This window comes from Planosporangium spinosum, assembly GCF_049999945.1.
In the GTDB taxonomy this organism is placed as follows: domain Bacteria; phylum Actinomycetota; class Actinomycetes; order Mycobacteriales; family Micromonosporaceae; genus Planosporangium; species Planosporangium spinosum.
Map to the genome: position 1 here is coordinate 65,278 of NZ_JBLYUB010000005.1, position 16,463 is coordinate 81,740.

18 protein-coding genes are annotated in these 16,463 nt (G+C 72.3%); 17 read left to right on the forward strand and 1 reads right to left on the reverse strand.

Features of this window, described 5'->3' with window-relative positions; all coding sequences use genetic code 11:
- Nucleotides 1–49: 49 nt before the first annotated feature.
- From ACNTMW_RS08785 to truA, 9 genes are all read left to right on the forward strand, one after another.
- The gene (locus ACNTMW_RS08785; protein ID WP_426632927.1) at nucleotides 50–565 is read left to right on the forward strand and encodes a DUF1707 SHOCT-like domain-containing protein; all 516 of its coding nucleotides are present in this window, start codon (nucleotides 50–52) and stop codon (nucleotides 563–565) included.
- Between the two features lie 335 nt (nucleotides 566–900).
- A complete protein-coding gene (gene infA, locus ACNTMW_RS08790; protein WP_007073013.1) occupies nucleotides 901–1,122 on the forward strand; it encodes a translation initiation factor IF-1 in 222 nt (73 codons plus the stop codon).
- A 151-nt stretch (nucleotides 1,123–1,273) separates the two neighbouring features.
- Nucleotides 1,274–1,387, forward strand: coding sequence for a 50S ribosomal protein L36 (rpmJ, locus tag ACNTMW_RS08795; RefSeq protein WP_167925053.1), 114 nt, complete (start codon nucleotides 1,274–1,276; stop codon nucleotides 1,385–1,387).
- 270 nt (nucleotides 1,388–1,657) lie between these two features.
- On the forward strand, nucleotides 1,658–2,038 hold the full coding sequence (gene rpsM, locus ACNTMW_RS08800; protein ID WP_426632928.1) for a 30S ribosomal protein S13: 381 nt from the start codon (nucleotides 1,658–1,660) through the stop codon (nucleotides 2,036–2,038).
- A gap of 24 nt (nucleotides 2,039–2,062) precedes the next feature.
- Nucleotides 2,063–2,473, forward strand: a complete 411-nt coding sequence (gene rpsK / locus ACNTMW_RS08805; protein WP_167925055.1) for a 30S ribosomal protein S11 — start codon at nucleotides 2,063–2,065, stop codon at nucleotides 2,471–2,473.
- Nucleotides 2,474–2,493: 20 nt separating this feature from the next.
- On the forward strand, nucleotides 2,494–3,120 hold the full coding sequence (gene rpsD, locus ACNTMW_RS08810) for a 30S ribosomal protein S4 (RefSeq protein WP_426632929.1): 627 nt from the start codon (nucleotides 2,494–2,496) through the stop codon (nucleotides 3,118–3,120).
- A 78-nt stretch (nucleotides 3,121–3,198) separates the two neighbouring features.
- Nucleotides 3,199–4,221 (forward strand): DNA-directed RNA polymerase subunit alpha, encoded by a 1,023-nt coding sequence (locus tag ACNTMW_RS08815; RefSeq protein ID WP_426632930.1) that lies wholly within the window; start codon nucleotides 3,199–3,201, stop codon nucleotides 4,219–4,221.
- A gap of 140 nt (nucleotides 4,222–4,361) precedes the next feature.
- Nucleotides 4,362–4,886 carry a 50S ribosomal protein L17 gene (gene rplQ / locus ACNTMW_RS08820; protein ID WP_426632931.1) on the forward strand — a complete coding sequence of 175 codons (525 nt, stop codon included), beginning with the start codon at nucleotides 4,362–4,364 and terminating at the stop codon, nucleotides 4,884–4,886.
- Nucleotides 4,887–5,147: 261 nt separating this feature from the next.
- A complete protein-coding gene (gene truA / locus ACNTMW_RS08825) occupies nucleotides 5,148–5,969 on the forward strand; it encodes a tRNA pseudouridine(38-40) synthase TruA (RefSeq protein WP_426633154.1) in 822 nt (273 codons plus the stop codon).
- 44 nt (nucleotides 5,970–6,013) lie between these two features.
- Here truA and ACNTMW_RS08830 read toward each other — a convergent pair whose 3' ends face one another.
- A complete protein-coding gene (locus tag ACNTMW_RS08830) occupies nucleotides 6,014–8,461 on the reverse strand; it encodes a hypothetical protein (RefSeq protein WP_426632932.1) in 2,448 nt (815 codons plus the stop codon).
- Between the two features lie 165 nt (nucleotides 8,462–8,626).
- On the opposite strand from ACNTMW_RS08830, the gene ACNTMW_RS08835 reads away from it, so the two are divergent.
- The 8 genes from ACNTMW_RS08835 to ACNTMW_RS08870 all read left to right on the forward strand — a co-directional run bounded on the left by ACNTMW_RS08835 (nucleotide 8,627) and on the right by ACNTMW_RS08870 (nucleotide 16,432).
- Entirely contained in the window at nucleotides 8,627–9,259 is a 633-nt protein-coding gene (locus ACNTMW_RS08835; RefSeq protein ID WP_426632933.1) for a class I SAM-dependent methyltransferase, read from the forward strand.
- Nucleotides 9,260–9,388: 129 nt separating this feature from the next.
- Entirely contained in the window at nucleotides 9,389–11,065 is a 1,677-nt protein-coding gene (locus tag ACNTMW_RS08840) for an ATP-binding cassette domain-containing protein (RefSeq protein ID WP_426633155.1), read from the forward strand.
- Between the two features lie 26 nt (nucleotides 11,066–11,091).
- The gene (gene thiD / locus ACNTMW_RS08845; RefSeq protein ID WP_426632934.1) at nucleotides 11,092–11,889 is read left to right on the forward strand and encodes a bifunctional hydroxymethylpyrimidine kinase/phosphomethylpyrimidine kinase; all 798 of its coding nucleotides are present in this window, start codon (nucleotides 11,092–11,094) and stop codon (nucleotides 11,887–11,889) included.
- A 381-nt stretch (nucleotides 11,890–12,270) separates the two neighbouring features.
- Nucleotides 12,271–12,975 carry a hypothetical protein gene (locus ACNTMW_RS08850; RefSeq protein ID WP_426632935.1) on the forward strand — a complete coding sequence of 235 codons (705 nt, stop codon included), beginning with the start codon at nucleotides 12,271–12,273 and terminating at the stop codon, nucleotides 12,973–12,975.
- Nucleotides 12,976–13,160: 185 nt separating this feature from the next.
- Nucleotides 13,161–13,604 carry a 50S ribosomal protein L13 gene (gene rplM / locus ACNTMW_RS08855; RefSeq protein WP_426632936.1) on the forward strand — a complete coding sequence of 148 codons (444 nt, stop codon included), beginning with the start codon at nucleotides 13,161–13,163 and terminating at the stop codon, nucleotides 13,602–13,604.
- Between the two features lie 146 nt (nucleotides 13,605–13,750).
- On the forward strand, nucleotides 13,751–14,155 hold the full coding sequence (gene rpsI / locus ACNTMW_RS08860) for a 30S ribosomal protein S9 (RefSeq protein WP_426633156.1): 405 nt from the start codon (nucleotides 13,751–13,753) through the stop codon (nucleotides 14,153–14,155).
- 90 nt (nucleotides 14,156–14,245) lie between these two features.
- A complete protein-coding gene (gene glmM / locus ACNTMW_RS08865; RefSeq protein WP_426632937.1) occupies nucleotides 14,246–15,598 on the forward strand; it encodes a phosphoglucosamine mutase in 1,353 nt (450 codons plus the stop codon).
- A 69-nt stretch (nucleotides 15,599–15,667) separates the two neighbouring features.
- Nucleotides 15,668–16,432 carry an SDR family oxidoreductase gene (locus ACNTMW_RS08870; RefSeq protein ID WP_426632938.1) on the forward strand — a complete coding sequence of 255 codons (765 nt, stop codon included), beginning with the start codon at nucleotides 15,668–15,670 and terminating at the stop codon, nucleotides 16,430–16,432.
- Nucleotides 16,433–16,463: the final 31 nt, after the last annotated feature.

The window sequence follows — 16,463 nt, forward strand, 5'->3', positions numbered from 1 at the left end:
CCCGACGTGGCATGCTCGCTGGCACATTTCATCGCGGGGGAGGCGGGTCGTGGCGGAGCGGCGGGAAGATCTGCGCGCGGCAGACGTCGATCGCCAGTTCGTGGCCGACCGGTTGAAGGCCGCGTTAGGCGAGGGACGGCTGTCGCTGCACGAGTACGACGAACGGCTGCGGGAGGCGTACACCGCTCGGACCTATGGTGATCTCGACCGGATCCTGGCCGACCTGCCGTTGACCGAGCGGAGCCAGCTCGTGCCGCCGCATCCGGCCGCACCGGCACCGTCGGCACCGTCGGCCGCCCCGGAGTCCGAGCCGGGACGGGGTTTCCCACGGTGGATCTTCGCGGCGTGGAGTGGCTGGTTGACCGTGACGCTCATCGTCAACGCGATCTGGTTGGCCAGCGGCACTGGTGACTACTGGCCGAAGTGGGTCATGCTGCCCTGGGGTGCGGTGCTGCTGGCCGGCACGGTGACCCGCCTGGCGGCGGGGAACCACCACACCGACGCGGGCAAGGAAGCCCGGCGCCGGGCCCGCCGCGCTCGCCGCCAGGCCCGCCGAGGCTACTGACAGCCCGCCGTCAGGCCCGCCGAGGCTACTGACCGCCCGCCGTCAGGCCCGCCGAGGCTACTGACCGCCGGCGGCGTTCACTCCCGGCCGCCGGCGGTTGACCGGTCCACCCGGGACGGCTGTGACACGCCCGACCGCGGGTGCTGGGAGCCCGGTTTGCTGTCCTGCACCTTTGGCGCGTAGACTGGATGACTGGCGCACAGCGTCTCGTCCGGCATGCCCGCCCCGCGCTTCGGGTGGGTAGCTGGATACCGCGGCTGGCATGGGCGATTCCCGTCGCCCATGAAAGACGTTGTGAGCTAGCCAACCAGTCCCGACGTCAGGTAGCGGAGGACATGCCGAAGAAGGACGGGGCCATCGAGATCGAGGGCCGGGTCATCGAACCACTCCCGAATGCAATGTTCCGGGTGGAGCTGGCCAACGGGCACAAGGTTCTGGCCCACATCAGCGGCAAGATGCGTCAGCACTACATCCGCATCCTGCCCGAGGACCGGGTCGTCGTCGAGTTGTCGCCGTACGACCTGACCCGCGGGCGCATCGTCTATCGCTACAAGTGAGCTGACGGTCGGGCCGACCGTTGTTCAGGGCCGTGGTGCGGTCCGGTGACGACGTGCGGAGACAGAGCTCGAATAATGGTCGGTTCCCCACTCGGGGCCGGACGACTGAGTGTGTCCGGGTGCGGCGGGGACGGGAAGTAAGGCACACACCGTGAAGGTCAAGCCGAGCGTCAAGAAGATCTGCAACAAGTGCCGCGTCATCCGCCGGCACGGCCGGGTCATGGTCATCTGCGCCGACCCGCGCCACAAGCAGCGCCAGGGCTGATCGGCGACTCCGGGCCGCGCATGACGCGCGAGCCGACGTCGTCGAGACTCTGGACACCAGCCAGCTGAATACAGGCTCGTCCCAGCCGCGAGCACAGTGCCGCCGACAGTGGTCGGCGCTTCGTGGCTGACCCCCGGTGTCAGAGGCCGGGGCCCGATCGGGCAACGACCGTTACGGGTCGAGACGCACATCCTGCGTCCGGCCGGTGCGGGCGGATCGGGGCGGGACGGGCACAGACCTCTGAGGTAACCACGAGGAGCACGCCCGCACATGGCACGTCTAGCCGGCGTCGATCTTCCCCGCGACAAGCGGATGGAGATCGCGCTCACCTACATCTTCGGCATTGGCCGTACCCGCGCCGTCGAGGCGCTCACCGCGACCGGCATCAGCCTGGACAAGCGCGCCAAGGACCTGACCGACGAAGAGGTCGTCCTGCTGCGCGACTACATCGAGGCCAACTTCCGGGTCGAGGGCGACCTGCGCCGCGAGGTCGCCGCCGACATCCGACGCAAGGTGGAGATCGGCTGCTACGCCGGTATCCGGCACCGCCGCGGCCTGCCCGTGCGCGGTCAGCGGACCCGCACCAACGCGCGCACCCGCAAGGGTCCCAAGCGCACCGTCGCCGGTAAGAAGAAGCCGGGCAAGAAGTAAGAAGACTTAGGAGCGCATACACACATGCCACCCAAGGCACGCGCCGGCTCGGCCGCCGTCAAGAAGGTCCGGCGCAAGGAACGCAAGAACGTCGCGCACGGCCAGGCGCACATCAAGAGCACGTTCAACAACACGATCGTCTCCATCACCGACCCGACCGGTGCGGTGATCTCCTGGGCCTCCGCCGGCCAGGTGGGCTTCAAGGGCTCGCGCAAGTCGACCCCGTTCGCCGCGCAGCTGGCCGCCGAGGCGGCCGCGCGCCGGGCGATGGAGCACGGCATGCGAAAGGTCGACGTCTTCGTGAAGGGCCCGGGCTCGGGCCGGGAGACCGCGATCCGTTCGCTGCAGGCCGTCGGCCTCGAGGTCGGTCAGATCTCCGACGTCACGCCGCAGCCGCACAACGGGTGCCGTCCGCCGAAGCGCCGCCGGGTCTAAGGGTCTGAGGAGACAGATAAATGGCACGTTACACAGGAGCCGACTGCCGTCGGTGCCGCCGCGAGAAGATGAAGCTGTTCCTCAAGGGCAGCAAGTGCGAGGGGCCGAAGTGCCCGTTCGAGTCGCGCCCCTTCCCGCCCGGTCAGCACGGCCGTGGTCGGCCGAAGGAGACCGAGTACCTGCTGCAGCTTCGTGAGAAGCAGAAGGCGCGCCGTATCTACGGCATCCTGGAGAAGCAGTTCCGCGGGTACTACGAGGAGGCCGTGTCCAAGCCGGGCAAGACCGGTGAGGTGCTGCTCCAGATCCTCGAGTCGCGGCTGGACAACGTGGTCTACCGGGCCGGGTACGCCCACTCCCGGGACATGGCCCGTCAGCTGGTCACGCACGGCCACATCCTGGTCAACGGCAAGAAGGTCAACATCCCGTCCTACCGCGTTCGCGAGCACGACATCGTCTCGGTGCGCGAGAAGTCGCGGGAGATGACGCCGTTCGTCGTCGCGGCGGCGCAGGCCGGTAGCCGGCCCGTTCCGGCGTGGCTGGAGGCGATCCCGAGCGAGATGAAGATCCTGGTCCACTCGATGCCGGCACGTCAGGTGATCGACACGCAGGTCCAGGAACAGCTGATCGTCGAGCTCTACTCGAAGTAAGCGTTGTGGGGGGCGACCTGCCCCCCACAAAACGTTGGCGTCATATGGCGGGCGCCCGACGTAACGGAGGAAAAGCAAGTGCTCATCTCTCAGCGGCCGAGCCTCTCGGAAGAGTCGCTCAGCGAGACCCGTTCGCGGTTCACCATCGAACCGCTCGAGCCCGGCTTCGGGTACACCCTCGGCAACTCGCTGCGGCGTACCCTGCTGTCGTCCATTCCGGGTGCGGCCGTCACCTCGATCAAGATCGACGGTGTCCTGCACGAGTTCACCACGATCCCCGGGGTCAAGGAGGACGTGGTCGAGCTGGTCATGAACGTCAAGGAGCTGGTCGTCAGCTCCGAGCACGACGAGCCGGTCTCGATGTACCTGCGCAAGCAGGGGCCGGGCGACGTCACCGCGGGCGACATCCAGCCGCCGGCCGGTGTCTCGGTGCACAACCCGGACCTGAAGTTGGCGACGCTGAACGCCAAGGGTCGTCTGGACATGGAGCTCACCGTCGAGCGTGGCCGCGGCTACGTCACGGCGGCGCAGAACAAGCAGGCGGGTCAGGAGATCGGGCGGATTCCGATCGACTCGATCTACTCGCCGGTGCTCAAGGTGACGTACCGGGTCGAGGCGACCCGTGTCGAGCAGCGGACCGACTTCGACCGTCTGATCATCGACGTCGAGGCGAAGCCGTCGATCACGCCGCGTACCGCGCTGGCCTCGGCCGGCTCGACGCTGGTGGAGCTGTTCGGCCTGTGCCGGGAGCTCGACGAGACCGCCGAGGGTATCGACATCGGCCCGTCGCCGCAGGACGCCCAGCTGGCCGCCGACCTCGCCCTGCCGATCGAGGAGCTGGACCTCACGGTCCGGTCGTACAACTGCCTCAAGCGGGAAGGCATCAACTCGGTTGGTGAGCTGATCGGGCGCACCGAGGCCGACCTGCTCGACATCAGGAACTTCGGGCAGAAGTCGATCGACGAGGTCAAGATGAAGCTCGCCGGTATGGGTCTGGGTCTGAAGGACTCGGCCCCGACGTTCGACCCGACGCATGTCGTGGACTCCTTCGCCGAGGTGGACTACGACGCCGAGGACTACCGCGAGACCGAGCAGCTGTAACACGCTGCCCGCCGTGGCCGGTGGCCACGCTGGACTGATGGTGGCCGGTTCGCCGGCTGCTTGACAGCGGCCGGTTCACCGGCCGCGGCGGAACCACGCGGCCGGGGGCCGCGCCGGATTGTTACTGAGGAGCCCGAAAGATGCCCACGCCCACCAAGGGTCCCCGTCTCGGCAACAGCCCCGCGCACGAGCGGCTGATGCTGGCGAACCTGGCCACGTCGCTGTTCAAGCATGGCCGGATCCAGACCACCGAGACCAAGGCCAAGCGGCTGCGTCCCCTGGCCGAGCAGCTGATCACCCGCGCCAAGCGCGGTGACCTGCACTCGCGTCGTCAGGTCCTCACCGTGGTGCAGGACAAGGACGTGGTGTACGCGCTGTTCGACCAGATCGCGCCCCGGTTCGCCAACCGTCCCGGTGGTTACACCCGGATCGTGAAGACCGGCCCGCGCAAGGGTGACGCCGCGCCGATGGCGATCATCGAGCTGGTCGAGGAGCTGGCTCCGGCCGCTCCGGCCAAGCCGGCCAAGGCCGCAGCTCGTAAGGCGGCCAAGGACGAGTCGGTCGCCGCGCTCGCCGGCGGCGACGAGGCCGAGACCCCGGCCGCGGTGTCGACCGAGGCCGCGGCCCCGGCTGCGAAGCCGGCGGACGAGGCCGACGAGTCCTGACCTTCGTTGCTGACAGCTGGCCCGGTCCCCGGCGGGGACCGGGCCAGCTGTGTCGAGACGACCGGATGGCGTGGGGCGAACGTGACTGACGAGACGACCGCGTGGCGCGAGGACCGCAGCGTGCGAGGACCAGCGCGGAGCGCGAGGAGCGAGGGTCCCGGGTCCACCCGCGCGGAGCGCCACGGAGCCGGAATCCTCGTGGAGCGAAGCGAGCCCCGCAGTCGCGAGCAGGAGGTGGGGCGGTCGCACGCCGATGGAACCGTGCGGCTACGGCTCGACGTGGCGTACGACGGCACCGGGTTCTCCGGCTGGGCCGTGCAGCCTGGCCGCCGGACCGTCGCCGGGGTACTGGGTGAGGCGCTCGACCGGCTCTTCGGTGCGGTCATCGGCCTGACCGTGGCCGGACGTACCGACGCCGGCGTGCACGCCACCGGGCAGGTGTGCCACGTGGACGTACCCGCGGCGGACTGGGCGAACCTGTCCACGACGCTGGTAAGACGGCTCGCCGGTCTGCTCCCGGCGGACGTCCGCGTGCCGGCCGTACGGGCCGTGCCGGCGGCCTTCGACGCCCGCTTCTCGGCACTGTCCCGCCGTTACGCCTACCGTGTCACCGACGCGCCCTACGGGGCGGATCCGCTGCGCCGCCACGACACCCTCGCCTGGCCGCGTCCGCTCGATCTCGACGCTCTCAACGCCGCCGCGGCCGGCCTGCGCGGGGAGCACGATTTCGCCGCGTACTGCCGACGCAAGGAGAACGCCACCACCATCCGGGCGGTCAGCCGGCTGGACTGGCGGCGGGACGCCGACGGGGTCCTGGTCGCCACGGTTCAGGCGGACGCGTTCTGCCAGGCCATGGTGCGGAGCCTGGTCGGTGCCATGCTCGCGGTCGGGGAGGGGCGTCGCTCGGCGGCGTGGCCGGCCGACCTGCTGAGCCGGCGGGAGCGGGCCAGCGAGGTCACGGTGGCCCCGGCGCACGGGCTGACGCTGGTGGAGGTGGCGTATCCGGCCGACCCGGCCGAGTACGCGCAGCGGGCTCGGGCGACCCGCCGCCGTCGGGACGATCCGGTGGTACCGGCCGGCTGAGCCGGCCCCCGACGTCGGCGGAGGCCCGTGCCGGTCCGGGCCGGTTACTTCGCCGAGGCCGGCGTCCGCCTCGCCCGGGTGGCGAGGACGTTGTCGCGCAGGTGACCCTCGACGATGTCGGCGATGACCTCCTTGGAACCGGCGTCGTCGGCCGTGATCGGCTTGCCGTCCGCCCGCGCCACGATGCAGTACACCAGGAAGTGCCCCAGCGGGTGCCAGCCGAGCGTCGTCGGCGCCCGGACGATCGCCTCGGCGCCGTCCGCGGCGAGCCCGGTGAACCGGCCCTGCTGCGCGTCGAGCGCGGGCTTGATCGCCTCGTACGCCTTGTTGGCGTTCGTCTCGTCCTTGAGGTTGAAGATTCCGGCGGTCATCAGGTACTGCCCGTCCGGCGACTTGAGGGTGCCGCGTACGACCTGGGTGCAGTCCAGTTCGCCGAGCAGCTTCACGAGAGCGTCGGTCGCCGCGTTGGGGCACTCCGTCGCCTCGGTCTTGAGGACCTGGTAGGGGGATCCGTCCACGGTGACCTGCGGACCGGGGAACACCTCCGGCTCGGTCAGTGCGGCCGGATCGACGTCGCGGGTGGAGATGTCGCGGGTGGCGACGCCGGCGGCCCCGGTCTTGCTCGCCGGGCTCGACGGTCCGTCGTTGACGAGTAGATAGCCGCCGACCAGGACCAGTACCAGAACGACCACCCCGCCGACGATGAGCGCCATGGTCAACCGGTTCCGGTCGCCGGCAGCGGGGGAGGTCTGCCCGGGGCGCCGCGCCGACGGTCGCGCCGTACCCTTCGGCACATCGGCCCCGGCCCGCGCCCCGGCCTCCGGCTCGGCCCTCCGCGGCTCGCGGCCACGGCGGCGGAGGGCGCCGCTGTCCTCACCGGCACGGCGCCGGATGGCCCCGCTGTCCTCGCCGGTACGGCGGCCGTCACGGCGGGGCAGTTCCGGTGGGCTCCACAGCCCGTCCAGATCCGGCTGCTGGCCGCCGGACGGGGCGGCCGGTGGGCGCGGCGGCGCCACCGGTACCCGGGCAGTTCCCGTCGGTGCCACCCTGGCGCTCGCCGCCGCGCGGGCCGGTGGCACCTCGGTCGGGTCCACCGAAACAGGTGGTGGACGCCATCCGCCCGGCGCGGAGGGTGGCGCGGTCGGTTCGGGACGTTCCGGGGCGGCCGGCGCGAGCGGTTGCGGCATGGTCCGGACGGGAGCCGCAGCGGCCGCCCGGGCGGTGGGAGCGGGCGGTGGCGGCACCGGGGTCGACGCGGTCACCGGTGGCGGTACCGGTACCGACGGAGCGGCCGGTGGTACCGGGCGGGCGGGGGCGGCCGGTGGTACCGGGCGTGCGGGGGCGGGTGGCGGTACCGGGCGGGCGGGGGCGGGCGGCACCGAGACCGCGGCACGCGCGGAGAAGTCGGCCGGCCGGTGCCCGCCGGACAACTCCTCGACCGGCTCCGGTACCCGCCGCCGCCCCGGGGCCGGCGTCTCCGCGCCCGCCGGGTAGCCCGCTCCCGGCCCGCTGGACGCCGGGTAGCCGGTACCGGGGCCATCGGACCCGGGGGAGGTGGGCCGCGGCCGGTCGGAGGTCGGGTAGGTACCGGCGGTCCGGTCGGCCGGCTGGTAGCCGCCGGCGGGCGGGTATGCGGGCGGGTACCCACCCACCGGGGCACGACCCGGCCGTGCCCCGGTGGGCGGTTGCGGGTCGGCCGGTGCGGTGTGACGTCCCCGGCCGTCCGGTGGCTCGGCGGGCCGTGGGCCGGTCCGGTCGTGCCGGGTATCGCCCCACGGAGCCGCCGGTTGCTCCGGTGCCGAGCCGTACGGTGCCGCGCCGTAGCCGGTGGGAGCGGTACCCCGGCCGTCAGGCTCCGGTACGGGGCGGCGGCCGGTGGGGGTCTCCGGTACGGGGCGGCGGCCGGTGGGGGTCTCCGGTACGGGGCGGCGGCCGGTGGGGGTCTCGGGCATGGACCGGCGGTCCTGCCCGCCCGGCCGGGGGGCCAGGCCGGGCGGCGTGGGCGCCGGCTCCTCGCGGGCGGGCGGGAAGCCGTGCGACGGTGGTTCCGGGTCGGTCCGGAAGCCGCCGCCGGCCAGGTCGGCCGGGGTCACCGGGGGCCAGCTCGGTGGCCCGTCCTCGCGGCGGGAGCGCCGCGAAGACCGGTCGCGCTCCGGCACGGCTCCGGCCGGTCGCTCGCGTTCGGCGCGCCGGCGTCGCTGCGACGTGACCTCGGGCAGCGGGGGCAGCGGTGGCTCAGGTGACGGCGGTACCTGCGGCGAGGGGGCCTGTGGCGAGGGCGGAGCGTCGGCCGGTGGGCCGAACGCCGGCGCGTGCGTGGCCGCCGGCGGACCGGCACTGAACAGGTCCTCCGCTTCGGCCTCGCCCACCGGCCGGAAGCCGGCGAGCCAGTTCTCGGCGTCCTCTTCCTCGGCAGCACGACGCGCCTCGGCGGCGCGCCGGGAGGAGTCCGACGACCAGCGCCTTCGTCGCGGCTCGCTCCCGTTCGTCATGCCGCACAGGGTAACCGACGTGACTGTGAGCCGAGCCGATCCCGGCGGCGGCCGCACCGCCCGCGGTCAGCCCCGCCGGTGGCGGCCGCACCACCCGCGGTCGCCTCCGCCGGCGGCGGCCATACCGTCGTACCGGTCACCCGGGCCGGGAGGAGAATGCGGTACGTGAGCGGAGAGCACTATTTCACGGCCGAACCGGCGACGCCGCAGTTCCAGCGACAGGTCGAGTTCGACGTGGACGGTCGGACGTACCGGCTGGCGTCGGCGACCGGCGTCTTCTCGGCGGACCGGCTCGACCCCGGTACGTCCGTCCTGTTGCACAAGGCGACCCTGCCCGCCCCGGACACCGGGGGTGCGCTGCTCGACCTCGGTTGCGGGTACGGGCCGATCGCCGCGGTGCTGGCCACGTCGGCGCCGGCCGCGACGGTGTACGCCGTCGACGTCAACGCCCGGGCCCTGGACCTGGTGCGCGTCAACGCCCGCGCTCTCGATCTGGACATCGTCGTGGGTACGCCGGATGAGGTACCCGAGGACGTCCGGTTCGCCGAGATCTGGTCGAACCCGCCGATCCGCGTGGGCAAGAGCGAGCTGCACGACCTGCTCGACCGGTGGCTGCCCCGGCTCACCGACGATGGTGTCGCCTGGCTCGTCGTCTCCCGCAACCTGGGCGCCGACTCGTTGCAGCGGTGGCTGGCCGACCGTGGCTGGTCGGTGCTGCGCCACGCCAGCCAGAAGGGCTACCGGGTGTTCCGGGTGGTCCGGGAACGGTCCGGAGGCCCGGGCGACACCACCGGGTGACCGCGAACGGTCCCGGAAAATCGGGCGACACCACCGACCGGAGAGGCGGAGAATCCCTGATCCGTGGGGTACATCGACGTCGCCGGGGTGGGGTACACGCTGCCCGACGGCAGGCAGCTGTTCGCGGACGTGTCGTTCCGCGTCGGCGAGGGCGCCAAGGTGGCGCTCGTCGGCCCGAACGGAGCGGGAAAGACCACCCTGCTGCGGATGGTCGCCGGTGACCTGTCGGTACCGGTCGGCACGATCAGTCGCGTCGGCGGTCTCGGGGTGATGCGCCAGTTCATCGGCATGGTGGCCGACCCGCCCGGGGCGCAGGGCGAAGCTACCCGGGCCACACCGGTCGCCGCTACGCGGACCAGACCGGTCGCCGACGAGAGCACGCTCGCGGAACTGGCGCTCGGCCTGCTGCCACCCGCGCTGCGCGCCGCGGGCCGTCGGCTGGAGCGGGCCGAGGAGCACATGCGGGCGGCCGAGACCCGGGGGAAGTTCAGCCCGGGGGCGGTGACGGCGCAGGTGGCCTACGCGGACGCGATCGCGGAGTGGGGCGAGTCGGGCGGGTACGAGGCCGAGATCCTCTTCGACACGGTCAGCGTCGCGGTCCTCGGCCAGCAGTGGAGCGCCGCCCGCGACCGGCCGGTCCGCACGCTGTCCGGCGGGCAGCAGAAGCGCTTCGCCCTGGAAGTGCTGCTGCGCGGCGCCGACGAGGTGCTGCTGCTCGACGAGCCGGACAACTTCCTCGACGTACCGGGCAAGCGCTGGCTGGAGGAGCGGCTGGCCGCCAGTGGCAAGAGCGTGCTGTACGTCTCCCACGACCGGGAGTTGCTCGCCCGGACGGCCGACCGGGTGGTGGCGGTCGAGGGTGGGTCGGCGTGGGTGCACCCCGGCGGGTTCGCGTCCTGGTACGAGGCCCGGTCGGCCCGGCACGAGCGGCTGGAGGAGCGGCGGCGGCGCTGGGACGAGGAGTGGGCCAAGCTGCGTGAGCAGATGCTCAGGTACAAGCAGAAGGCGGCGTACAACTCGGACATGGCCTCGCGGTACCAGGCGGCACAGACCAGGCTGCGCAAGTTCGAGGAGGCCGGGCCGCCGCCGCTGCCGCCGAAGGACTCCGAGATCCGGATGCGGCTGGCCGGTGGCCGCACCGGCAAGCGCGCGGTCATGTGCGAGCAGTTGGAGCTGGACGGGCTGACCTACCCGTTCGACCTGGAGTTGTGGTACGGCGACCGGGTCGCGGTGCTCGGCGCGAACGGCACCGGCAAGTCGCACTTCCTGCGGTTGCTGGCCCGCGGCGGCACCGATCCGGACGCTGACCATGCGCCGGTGGACGGCCGGCTGCCGGAGCCGGTGGCGCACGAGGGTGTCGCGCGGTTGGGCGCCAGGGTGTGCCCCGGACACTTTTCCCAGACCCACGACCGGCCGGACCTGGTCGGCCGTACCCTCGTCGAGATCCTCTGGCACGGTGACGACCGACGGGCCGGGCTGGCGCGCGACGCCGCGATGAAGGCGCTGTCGCGGTACGAACTGGCGGCGCAGGCCGAGCAGCGCTTCGGCACCCTGTCCGGCGGCCAGCAGGCCCGGTTCCTGGTGCTGCTGCTGGAGCTGTCCGGGGCGACGCTGCTGCTGCTCGACGAGCCGACCGACAACCTCGACCTGGCCAGCGCCGAAGCGCTGGAGGAGGGGCTGAAGGGCTTCGCGGGTACGGTCGTCGCGGTCACCCATGACCGCTGGTTCACCCGGTCGTTCGACCGGTTCGTGGTGTTCCGTGGTGACGGTGAGGTGGCCGAGAGCGCCGAACCGGTGTGGGACTGACAACTTCTTCGGGTAGCGCTACCGGCATGACACCACCGGTGGTGCTCACGGTCGGCGCCTCCGACTCGCTCGGTGGTAATGGCATCCAGGGTGACCTGCGCACGCTCGCGGCGCTGCGGGTGTACGGGGCGTCTGCGGTGACGTCGGTGCTGGCGCGCAACACCCGGGGCACCGCCGACCTGTACCCGGTGCCGGCCAACGTGGTGGCCACGCAGGTGGGCACCGTCCTCGACGACCTGCCGGTGTCCGCGGTCAAGACCGGTACGTTCGCCACGGCCGACGCCTGCGCGGCGGTCACCGCGCGGGCCCGGGCCGGCGACCTGCCCAACCTGGTCGTCGACCCGGTGCTGACCGCCACCGAGGGGGCGCGCAAGGGCCTGACCGCCGCGCTGGAGCGGCTCCTGCCGTACGCCTTGATCGCGACGCCGGACCGGGAGGAGGCGTCTGAGCTGCTGGGCTGGCAGGTGGCGAGCCCGGCCGACATGGCCGGAGCGGCCAGCCAGTTGGCGGCCGGCGGGCCGAGGTACGTGGTGGTCACCGGCGGTGACCTCGTCGTCGGGAACGAGGCGGTGGACGCGATGTGGTTGGAGGGCTCGGTCCGGATGCTGCGGTCGCCCCGGCTGGCCAGCCGCAACCGGTACGGCACCGGCTCGGCGTTCGCGACGGCCATCGCCGGGCGGCTCGCCCTCGGCGACAGCCCGGGGGATGCGGTCGCGCGGGCGAAGGACTTCGTCAGCCGGGCGATCACCGGCGCGGCCGGCTGGACGCTCGGCCGGGGCGGCGGCCCGATCGACCACTTCGGCTGGTCGACGCCGGGCCGATGATCCGCACAACGTCCGGGAAGTCGTGGTCTCCGTAGCGGGCTGACACCACAACTTCCCGGACGTTGTGTCGATCAAGGGGCGGGGGTCGGCTGTGTCGATCAAGGGGCGGGGGTCGGCTGTGTCGATCAAGGGGCGGGGGTCGGCGCACGGGCGGAATCAGTCGACGCGGAGCCGGTAGCCGCGCTTGACCACGGTCTGCACGTAGTCGCGGTGCCGGACGCGGAGTCGCGTACCCCCATGCCGCGCCAGCCTGCCCGCCGGTCGTTTCGGCGGCGGGTCCCGGTCGTTTCCCGCCGGCTAACGCGGCCGCGGAAAGTTCGCGGTTGGTGAATCTCCCGCGGCGGGTATAACGGGCACATATTCGTACCGGGAGGAGTACCGATGCGTACCACGAAGCTCGTCGTCGCCGCGGCCGGGTTGACCATGGGGCTGGCCGCCTGCTCGTCGACCGGATCGATCAACGGTTCGGCGTCGCCCGGGGCGTCCGGCACGGCGGGTGCGTCGAGCGGTGCGTCGGTCGGCTCCTCGGCCGGCGCGACCCCTACGGCCGGCGCCTCCGGCGTCGGCAACCCGTGCGTGGTGGGTACCTGGAAGACCACGGCGGTGACCATGGCCTTTGATGCCGGCGGCGCCCGCGGGTCGGCCTCCGGCGGCGGCGGGGCGTTGCTGACGGTCGCGCCGAACGGGTCGGTGGCCGCGGACTTCTCCGCCGCGCAGCCCATCACGTTCACCACCACCGCGGCGGGCACCGAGGTCAAGGGGCAGTTCGCGTACGGGGGAACGCTCAAGGGTGCGGTGCAGGTACCGGCGAGCGCGACGCCGACCGGCGTGTGGAAGCCGGTGGGCACCACCGACTGGAGCGCGGTCACGGTGACCGTCGAGATGACCGCCCCGGTACAGGCCCGCCTGTTCGATCATGCCAAGCTCGGCGACTACGCCAACGCCGGGACCAATCAGAGCGCGGGCAGCGTGGACGTCCAGCCGATCCTGCGCGAGGGGACGTACGAGTGCGGCAGCGGCACGCTCAAGCTGGGGCCGCCTCCGGGTTCGACCACCGGTGGCACCTGGGTGCTCCAGCGGGCCTGACCCGGTGGCGTCCGCCAGGTCACTTTGACCCACCGGCGTCAGCGGAGGTATCGTGGTGCGCTGTTGTGCGATGGCTGGGGCGTCCCCTCGTTCGGGTACGCTTGTCAGGTGCGCGCCCCGCCAATGTGGCGTCGCCCGCCTGGAGCCGGGCCGACACCCGCAACCGACGAGACGAAGGTAGACCTGTGCGTACGTACAGCCCGAAGCCGGGTGAGATTGAGCGTCAGTGGCACGTGATCGACGCTTCCGACGTCGTGCTGGGCCGGCTCGCTAGCCACGTAGCGACGCTCCTGCGCGGCAAGCACAAGCCCACGTTCGCGCCGCACGTGGACACCGGCGACTTCGTGATCGTCGTCAACGCGTCCAGGGTCGCGCTGACCGGCAACAAGCGCCAGACCAAGGTGGCCTACCGCCACTCCGGCTACCCGGGTGGTCTGAAGCGGGTCGGCTACGAGGAGCTGCTGTCCAAGCGCCCGGAGCGGGCGGTCGAGCTGGCCGTCAAGGGCATGCTGCCGCACAACAAGCTCGGCAACCGCCTGATCACGAAGCTCAAGGTGTACGCCGGCCCCGAGCACCCGCACGCCGCCCAGCAGCCGGTGCCGTTCGAGATCAAGCAGATCGCGCAGTGAGCGCGGGCGAAGGAACTGACGTGAGCGAGACCACCACCACCTCGCCGGCCGACGCCGCGCCGGCTGCCACCGAGACGCCGACCGCCACCGAGACGCCGACCGCCACCGAGACGCCGACCGCCACCGAGACGGCGACCGCCACCGTCGTGCGGCCCCGCCGCACCGACCGTCCGATCCAGACCGTCGGCCGCCGCAAGGAGGCCATCGTCCGGGTGCGACTGGTGCCGGGTACCGGGCAGTTCACCCTGAACGGTCGCACGCTGGAGAACTACTTCCCGAGCAAGGTGCACCAGCAGTTGGTGCGCGAGCCGCTCGTGATGACCGAAAAGGCCGAGAGCCTGGACGTGCACGCCAACCTGCGCGGTGGCGGCACCACCGGTCAGGCCGGCGCGCTGCGCCTGGCCATCGCCCGCGCGCTGGTCGAGTGGGAGAGCGAGGACCGTCCGGCCCTGAAGAAGGCCGGCTTCCTCACCCGTGACGCGCGCGCCACCGAGCGCAAGAAGTACGGTCTGAAGAAGGCCCGTAAGGCGCCGCAGTACTCGAAGCGCTGACGTTCCTTCTCGTCGGTCGGGATCATCGACGGCGGCCGGGCGCACCCCTTCGGGCGCGCCCGGCCGTTTCGTTCCTTGCGGAGGTAATTCATGGGTCGTCTCTTCGGCACCGACGGTGTCCGCGGTTTGGCCAATGCGGACCTCAGCCCGCAGCTCGCGCTGTCGGTCGCGGAGGCGGCCGCTCACGTGCTCGCGGAGCGGGACCGTACGCACCCGCCGCGGGCCATCGTGGGCCGCGACCCGCGCGCCAGCGGCGAGATGCTGGAGGCCGCGGTGGTCGCCGGCCTGGCGAGCGCCGGCGCCGACGTCCTGCGCGTCGACGTGCTGCCCACGCCCGGTGTGGCGTACCTCGTCGCCGCGACCCGGGCCGACCTCGGCGTGATGCTCTCCGCCTCGCACAATCCCATGCCCGACAACGGCATCAAGCTCTTCGCGGCCGGTGGGCACAAGCTGCCCGACGACGTCGAGGACCAGATCGAGGCGCTGGTCAACGGCGGAGGCGGGTCGTGGCACCGGCCCACCGGCGCCGGAATCGGACGGGTGCACGACCTGATCGACGGGCCCGAGGCGTACGTCACGCACCTGGTCTCGTCGACCCCGCACCGGCTCGACGGGCTGCGGGTGGTCGTCGACTGCGCCAACGGCGCCGCGTCGATGATCGCGCCGGAGGCGTACGAGCAGGCCGGTGCGGAGGTCATCGCGATCTCGGCCGAGCCCGACGGCCTGAACATCAACGACAACTGCGGCTCCACCCACCTGGAGGGCCTGCGCGCGGCCGTCATCGAGCACAAGGCGCACCTGGGCATCGCGCACGACGGCGACGCCGACCGGTGCCACGCGGTCACCGCCGACGGCGACGAGGTCGACGGTGACCAGATCATGGGCATCCTGGCGCTGGCCATGCGCGACGCCGGCACGCTCACCGACAACACGCTCGTGGCGACGGTGATGAGCAACCTCGGCCTGAAGCTGGCGATGGCCGACGCCGGGATCAACCTGGTCGAGACCAAGGTCGGCGACCGGTACGTGCTGGAGGAGCTGCGTGCCCGTGGCCTCGCCCTGGGCGGCGAGCAGAGCGGCCACATCGTGCTCCCGGCGTACGCCACGACCGGTGACGGCATCCTGACCGCGCTGCACCTCATGGCGCGCATGGCGGAGACCGGCAAACCGCTGGCCCAGCTCGCGTCGGTGGTGCGCCGGCTGCCCCAGGTGCTGATCAACGTGCGGGTCGGCGACCGCGCCGCAGCCGCCACCGCCGCGCCGGTCCTGGACGCGGCGAAGGCCGTGGAGGCGGAGCTGGGCGGTACCGGCCGGGTGCTGCTGCGCCCGTCGGGTACCGAGCCGCTGGTCCGGGTCATGGTCGAGGCGGCGACCGAGGCGGTCGCGCAGGAGTCGGCCGAGCGCATCGCGGCGGCGGTCCGGGCGGCGAGCCCGGCGGCGTGACACCCCCGGCGGGGAAGTTACCGACGGGTAGTACGGTCTCGGCGTGACCCGCACCCTCAAGGAGGCGCCATGACCGACCAGCCTGCCCGTACCGCGATCGTGACCGGAGCGTCCCGGGGGATCGGCCGGGCCACCGCCGAGTTGCTGGCCTCGCGGGGCTGCAACGTCGTGCTGACCTCCCGCGACCAGGGGACGCTCGACGAGGTCGCGGCCGAGATCTCCCGGGCGTACCCGGAGGTCGGGGTGCTCGCCCACGCCGCCCACGCCGCGGACCCCGACCAGGCCGCCGCCTGCGTCGACGCCACGATGGCGCGATTCGGCCGGGTCGACGTGCTGGTCAACAACGCCGGCACCAACCCGTACTTCGGCCCGCTGGTCGACCTGGACGCCGAGCGGGCGGAGAAGACCGTGCGGCTCAACCAGTTCGGCATCGTGCTATGGACCCAGCTGGCGTGGAAGGCGTCGATGGCCGAGCACGGCGGCACGGTGGTGAACGTGGCGTCGGTCGGCGGTCTGGTGACCGAGCCGGGTATCGGGTACTACAACGCGACCAAGGCCGCCGTCATCCACCTCACCCGCCAGTTCGCCCACGAGTTGGCACCGAAGGTGCGGGTGAACGCGGTCGCCCCGGGCATCGTCCGTACCAAGCTGGCCCGTGCCCTCTGGGAGAACCACGAGGAGCAGCTCAAGGCGCAGCTGCCGCTGGGCCGGATCGGCGAGCCCACGGATATCGCGGAGGCGATCGGGTTCCTGGCCGGCCCGGCGTCGTCCTGGATCACCGGGCAGACCCTGGTTATCGACGGCGGTGCGACGATCCGGTCCTCATTGACCTGATCCGCCCCGTCCCCGCGTGACCGGCGGGCGT